The 7,184-nt window shown below is 52.7% G+C and carries 5 protein-coding genes; all 5 read left to right on the top strand.

Annotated features, from left to right (window positions below; translation table 11 throughout):
- Positions 1-117: 117 nt before the first annotated feature.
- A complete protein-coding gene (locus JE47_RS0118825) occupies positions 118-771 on the top strand; it encodes a sugar transferase (RefSeq protein ID WP_031461233.1) in 654 nt (217 codons plus the stop codon).
- An 82-nt stretch (positions 772-853) separates the two neighbouring features.
- Positions 854-1,507, top strand: a complete 654-nt coding sequence (locus tag JE47_RS0118830; RefSeq protein WP_031461234.1) for an acetyltransferase — start codon at positions 854-856, stop codon at positions 1,505-1,507.
- 51 nt (positions 1,508-1,558) lie between these two features.
- On the top strand, positions 1,559-2,725 hold the full coding sequence (locus tag JE47_RS0118835; RefSeq protein ID WP_035419979.1) for a DegT/DnrJ/EryC1/StrS family aminotransferase: 1,167 nt from the start codon (positions 1,559-1,561) through the stop codon (positions 2,723-2,725).
- Between the two features lie 210 nt (positions 2,726-2,935).
- Entirely contained in the window at positions 2,936-4,885 is a 1,950-nt protein-coding gene (locus JE47_RS0118840) for a polysaccharide biosynthesis protein (protein WP_031461236.1), read from the top strand.
- 55 nt (positions 4,886-4,940) lie between these two features.
- Positions 4,941-7,184: GDSL-type esterase/lipase family protein (locus JE47_RS0118845; protein WP_031461237.1), on the top strand; the 2,244-nt coding region annotated here is incomplete at its 3' end.

Here is a 7,184-nt window from a genome sequence, read left to right on the forward strand (position 1 = left end):
TTGAGCCTCTTGTGTCATGTATACAGAGTTTCACCTGCTATCACCTCTTTTTCATCGAACGTACATCTCCGCTCGTTACGATAACAGCGTCCCGATCAACGACACACGGAGATGACTATGTATCGCCGTTATGGAAAACGTCTGCTTGATCTCGTGATTGTTATTCCGGCTCTTGTTGTTTTGGCCCCGGTGATGGCAGTGATTGCGCTGCTCGTTCGGATCAAGTTAGGTCCTGGTGTGATCTTCCGCCAACAGCGACCTGGTCTTCATGGTCGTCCGTTTACGATGTTAAAGTTTCGGACGATGACCGATGCCCGTGATGATCAGGGGCGCCTTTTGCCTGACTCAGAGCGGTTGACACCATTTGGTCGCTTTTTGCGCAGCACTAGCCTTGATGAGTTACCTGAACTCTTCTGCGTTCTTCGTGGTGAGATGAGTCTAGTGGGGCCACGACCACTGCTGATGCAGTATCTTGAACGCTATACCCCTGAACAGCGGCGTCGCCATGAGGTGTTACCGGGCATTACCGGCCTGGCTCAGATCAACGGACGTAATGCTCTTTCGTGGGAGCAGAAATTTGCCTACGATGTGCAATACGTTGACCAGCTCTCGCTCTGGCTCGATCTGAAGATACTACTGCTAACCCTGTGGAAAGTGGTCAAGCGTGAAGGTATTAGTCAACCGGGTAGCGCGACTGCCGAAGAATTTCTGGGTTCACCACCGCCGGTACCTGTGCCACCACTGCAACCTGGCTCGGTTGGTACTGACTAGCCGAGCAGAAGCGTGGTTTCGTCTGTAACAGTGCAGAACTATATCATACGAATTCACCGCATCGGCAAAGAGAGTTCTCAGTATGACCCAACGCATTCTAATTATCGGTGCAGGTGGGCATGGACAGGTTGTGGCCGATATTCTGGCCTGTGCTGCGGCAAGCGGTCAACCGTACCAGCCTATCGGCTATCTCGACGATGATCCACGCCGTCATGGGCAGCGGCTGGTAGGCGTACCGGTGTTAGGCGCCATCACTGCTCTGTCAACTATCCCGCACGATGGCGTCATTGTGGCAATTGGCGATAATCGGATTCGGTCACGTTTGTTTACTGAACTGCAAGCGCGGGGCGAACGCTTGGTCCAGGCTATTCATCCTACGGCTATTATCGCCGCTGATGTGCCGATTGGTCCTGGAACCATGATCTGCGCTGGTGTGATTGTCAATCCTGGTAGTGTCATTGGCGCTAATGTCATTCTTAATACTGCCTGCACGGTCGATCATCACAATCACATTGGTGATCATGCCCATATCGCACCTGGTGTTCATACCGGTGGTGAAGTAGAGATTGGCATCGGCGCCCTGATCGGTATTGGCGCCACTGTAATGCCACGGCGGCGTGTCGGGGCATGGAGTACTGTCGGAGCCGGTGCCCTCGTTCAACGCGATGTGCCGGCTGAGACGGTTGTCGTCGGTGTCCCCGCACAACCACTCTACGTGCGGGCCGTGGGTGAATAAGAACGACGAGAACCTTTTGATCCGTCACATAAACTATTGTAGGGGGCGCTCGTGTCAATTCCAATGTCATCACCCGATATTACCGAAGCCGAGATTCAGGCTGTTCAGCAAGTGTTACGTACCAGTTATCTCAGTATCGGGCCGCAGATCAACGCTTTTGAACAGGCAATGGCCCGCTATGTTGGCTTGCCGCATGCCATAGGCGTCAATTCAGGTACTAGTGGGTTACACCTCTGCTGTATTGCTACTACCGCTCGCGATGGTGATCTGGTCATTACAACGCCATTCTCGTTCATCGCTTCAGCCAACAGTATCCTGTACGAACGGGCTGTTCCAGTCTTCGTTGATGTCGATCCGATTACCGGGAATATCAATCCGCAGCTTGTAGCCGAGGCTGTAACCGATCTGATGCGCGGTGGTGTATCAGCGCGGCGATGGTTACCGCGTCAATACAACGCACGTGGTGCACTCAAGGCCATTATGCCGGTTCATGCCTTCGGTCAACCGGCTGATATGGATCCCATTAATGCTGTAGCAGCCGAATATGGGTTATATGTGATCGAAGATGCGTGTGAAGCGATTGGATCTACCTACAAAGGGAAAATGGCAGGTACCCTGAGCGATGCAGCCGTTTTCGCCTTTTATCCCAATAAACAGATGACCACAGGTGAAGGTGGAATGATCGTCACACGCCACGACGATTGGGCACAGTTGTTTCGCTCCCTCCGTAATCAAGGGCGTGATGTTTTTGATGCCTGGCTCAACCATACTCGGCTCGGCTACAACTATCGGCTGGATGAAATGAGTGCAGCACTTGGTGTTGTTCAATTGCAGCGTATTGAAGAGTTGATTGCCCGCCGGGCACAAGTGGCTGCCTGGTATAACGAACAATTAGCCGATCTCGAGCTGGTTGAGCGCCCGCAACTTAGCCCATACACCACTCGCATGAGTTGGTTTGTTTATGTGGTACGCATTTTGCCGCCTGCCGACCGCAATACAGTGATGCATCGGCTGGCTGCTGCCGGTATTCCCAGTCGCCCGTACTTTACACCGATTCACTTGCAACCTTTTTACCGCAGACTGTTTGGGTATGAACCGGGTGATTTTCCGATCACCGAACGGCTTGGTGATCGCTCACTGGCGCTACCCTTCTCGAGTGTGATGCGCGAGGAGCAAGTTGCTGAAGTTGTTCATCATCTGCGGCAGGCCTTAATTTGACTCATTTAACGTGGCAACGGCAACGATGGTGAAATGTGCACTTTGTGACAGGATTTTTATCATCAATGGTTGCGAACCACATCGGTTGTTCACCTACAGTTCATAGCATTGGTAATAGAACCGGACACGATTACCAGCAGCGTTACCTTTGCCAGCTTCCTCACCACCTACGCTGCACAATAAACCGCAGCAGTCGGAAAGGAGCCCGGCTTGAAGCTTGTACCATCACCCACTCGTAATCGTTATTTCTTCATCTTAGATGCTGTACTCTTGCCGCTCATGGCGTTCCTGAGTTTCCTGGTACGGCTCGATGATTTACCCCAGGGGAATACACTGCTCGGTTGGTTTATTCTAACAACCATTGCTACCCCGGTACATTTGATCGTCTTTCGTTGTTTTGGTATTTACTCGCGCTACTGGCGATATGCTTCTATCGACGAGTTGCTGTTGCTGATCTCGGCCATTTCGCTGGCGATGATTATCTCGACGCCGGTGGCGTTCATCGTTGCCGGTATGACGCCAATGGCTCTCTTACCAAGGTCGGTACCTGTTATCTTCTTCTGCTTTGGGCTGGCGGCTACGATCGCTCCTCGCCTACTTGCCCGCATTCGCTGGCATCAGGTCATCCGCAAACGGAAATTGCTGGCCGGGCAGAATGGTAAGGTGCAACGGGTGTTAATTATGGGTGCTGGTTCGGCCGGTACGATGATCGCCCGCGAACTGCGTGATAATCCGCAGCTTGGGATCGTTGCCGTCGGTTTTCTTGACGATGATCCTCTCAAGCAGGGAATGCAAATCTATGGCGTTCTAGTATTGGGAAACCGCTACGATATTCCACGTCTTGCCCGTGAACATAGAGTAGATTATGTGATAATCGCGATGCCTTCGGCATCTGGCAAAGACATTCGTAGCATTGTTGAACTGTGCGAATGCACTGGCGTGAAGACCAAGATTATCCCCGGTCTTTACGAGATGCTCGACGGCAAAGTAAGCGTGAATCAGTTACGCAATGTCCAGATCGAAGATCTACTCCGTCGTCCGCCGGTACAGACTGACATTAGAGCCGTTCACAATCTCCTCCAGGGGAAGCGGGTCATGGTTACCGGCGGTGGTGGCTCCATTGGTTCGGAACTCTGTCGCCAGATTCTGCGCGCCCATCCGGCCGAGCTGATCATTCTTGGCCACGGCGAGAACTCGGTCTTCACTATCGAACAAGAACTCCGTCGGCTGCTTCCATCAGCAACCAAACTCTCAGTGGTGATTGCCGATATTCGCTTTGTAGAGCGGATCATGCATGTTTTTGAGCAATACCGACCGGAGATCGTTTTTCACGCCGCCGCACACAAGCATGTGCCACTGATGGAACTCCATCCTTCTGAAGCGGTTACCAACAATGTGTTAGGCACCCGTAACCTGTTAAGTGCAGCAATGCGAGTGGGCGTTCATCATTTCGTGATGATTTCGAGCGATAAAGCTGTTAATCCGACCAGTGTCATGGGTGCCACAAAACGGGTGGCCGAGCTACTGGTACACGAGGCAGCGCGCCAGAGTGGCCGTGCCTACGTAGCCGTGCGCTTCGGGAACGTTCTCGGTTCGCGTGGTTCAGTGGTACTGACGTTTAAGCAACAGATCGCCATGGGTGGCCCCGTCACGGTGACCCATCCAGAGATGCGACGCTTCTTTATGACTATTCCCGAAGCTGTGCAGTTGACTCTGCAAGCGGCGGTGTTGGGGAAGGGTGGTGAAGTGTTTGTTCTCGATATGGGAGAACCAATCCGGATTGTTGATCTTGCCCGCGATATGATTGAATTATCTGGCTTGAAAGTCGGTCGTGACATCGATATTGTCTTCACCGGTTTGCGCCCAGGTGAGAAACTCTACGAAGAGCTGTTTGTTGCAGGCGAGGAATATGAACGTACCGATCACGCGAAAATTTTTATCGCCTGGAATGCCTCGCGGTTTGTACCACACACGTTGGCCGAACAGGTGCGCATTCTCGAAGTCGCCGCAATGAACGATAATAAGGAAGCCATCCTGTATGCCCTGCATCGATTGGTGCCCACCTTCAAACAACCAATACCGGTTCCGCTGGCCGAGCCGAAACCGCAAGAACAGGCAGTTGGCGAACCGTTGTGGCGTAGACAACTGGCTAGTGATTAATAGGTTCCTGACGAGGTAGTCTAATCTAAGCGGTAGAAAATTTAAGGTTGATCGTATGCCTGTTATCCGTCGTTTATTACTGATCGTGTTCATTGTCACGATGGTTTGGGGCATAATCGTTCGATCTGATCGCCCTCCAGTTGCCGCACAGTCGTTGCCGATTGGCTTGATCGCGCAAACAACGATCAGTGGTGACGTGAACATCACGATGCCCGGACGCTTCGCGCTCACATTCACCCCAACCGGTATTGCGACATGGCACGATTTACGCCGCGATCCGTCCGGTAGTCGTAATCTGATCGCAGATGACACGCCGTTGGTCGCGGTACGTCTCACCAATAATCGCCTGCTGACGGCGCCGCCAGTGCTGGTACGTACCTCTTCATTGCGTGCTCTGGTCGTCTATACCAATGCCGGCACTACGGTCAGCTACGAGGTTTGGGCCGGTGGGCAGATCGCAATAACTGTTAATGGCGAACAGATAACACTTTCTGGTCCCTATCTGGCAGCCAATAACGGAACCGGTGCAGCACTTCAATTGGTGAAGCGTATGCCGATCCAGCAACACTGGCTGCTCTACCTCGATGCCTGGGCAGTCGATGAGTTGCCGAAAATCGTGACCGATCCTGGTCTGGCTGGTGTCGTCACTGCGAGCAGTGTTGGCCTAGCAGCCACCAATGCGGTTACTGTAAACCCGCCAGATGGCGTCGTTCGGGCACCGCGCTTACGTATCAGCAACTGGTCGGGTGGATCAGAGGTAACGGTTGAACGCTCTGGTGTTGTTCTCGCTCCGGGTATTGACTATCTTAGTGAGTACGATGATGAAAGTGGCGAGCTGATTGTGCAGTATCTCCATCTGTTACCGCCTGGCTCTGCGGCTGAACGTACTTTCTTGATCCGACCGGCCCAGGCCGAACCGGTGCTGAGCCTGGCGATTCTTGATGCCAACGGTTCCCCACGCCCCCTTGATCCGGTAAGCGGTATGCTGATCGTTGATGCCGATTTGCCGGCCGGTCAATCGCCGGCTCCGGGGCCGTTAACAACGAAAGATGTCTTCCAAATTCCGTATATTCAAACCGAGCCAACCCTCCGTCTTCAGGCAACCGTTACCGATCCTCCGTCTGGGTTAAGTGGAGTGCGTTTCACGATCAACGGTCCCGGTTTTTCTCAGACTATTGATGATACAACAATCGATGATGGTTTCCGTGCGAACGTTACTCTACCGCGTCGGGCGGAATATACCGTCACGGCAACCATTCTGATCGATGGTATACCAGGAACGGTTAGTCGTACTATCAACCCGGTGGGCTACGGACGAGTTTTGATCAGCATTGGCGACTCGATCACTGCCGGGAAATGGGCTTTCTACCGTTTGCCACCAGGATCAACACTTACCGGATCGAGTGATGGGTATCCGTTTACCAGTCCTCCTCCCTCCGACAGCGGTTATCCGCGTAGTAATGACGGCCGCAACTACCCGCAATCAGATAATACCCAGACCGATAGCGCCGGTTACCAGAATATTTATTATGCCGGTTATCAGATCGAGCTGAATGATCTCCTGACTACTTGCCTCAACAGCCCGGTCTTTATTCTCAACGACGGGTTGAGCGGTATTCGTACCGCACGCGATTTGTACGGGAACACCACTGGGTCAGACCGTATCGGAACGAGCGGCTACCTCAATGTGCTAGGTAAAGCGAACGTGTATCGTCAGCATGTTACCGATCTGGGTGCCGAACAGATTCTCTTGCAAGTGGGAACGAACGATGCAACTGCAACCTCCACGACGAATATATACAATAACTTGATGCCGGCCAGTGTCTACAAAGAGGACTTGCGGGCAGTGATCAATGCACTCCGCCAGGATAAACCTGATCTTGCGCTATGGGTGGCCCGCCTGCCGTGGCGAAACGATGGTAATGCTTCCCAGTCTGCAACACGTCGCGCCACAACTCAGGCTTTTAACGCCAGTATCGTTGAACTAGTTGATGAACTCGATGATAGTGCACCCATCCGGTTAGGGCCTGATTTCTACACTCATTTTGAAACCAATCCAAGCCAAATCATTACAACGAATCCAACCAATGGAAGTGCAGATAATATCCACCCCAACGCCGATGGTTTCAGTGCTATGGCAACATTGTGGGCTAACGTTCTCTGCACTGATCTCCCGCGCGAGCCTGATCCACCTCCTACTCCAACCACCACTATCTATATTCCAACGGTCACCAGTACCTCAACACCTTCGACAACCAGTGTAACGGCCAGCCCAACGGCGACGGCCAGCCCAACGGCG

Source organism: Chloroflexus sp. MS-G (genome assembly GCF_000735195.1).
GTDB lineage: Bacteria > Chloroflexota > Chloroflexia > Chloroflexales > Chloroflexaceae > Chloroflexus.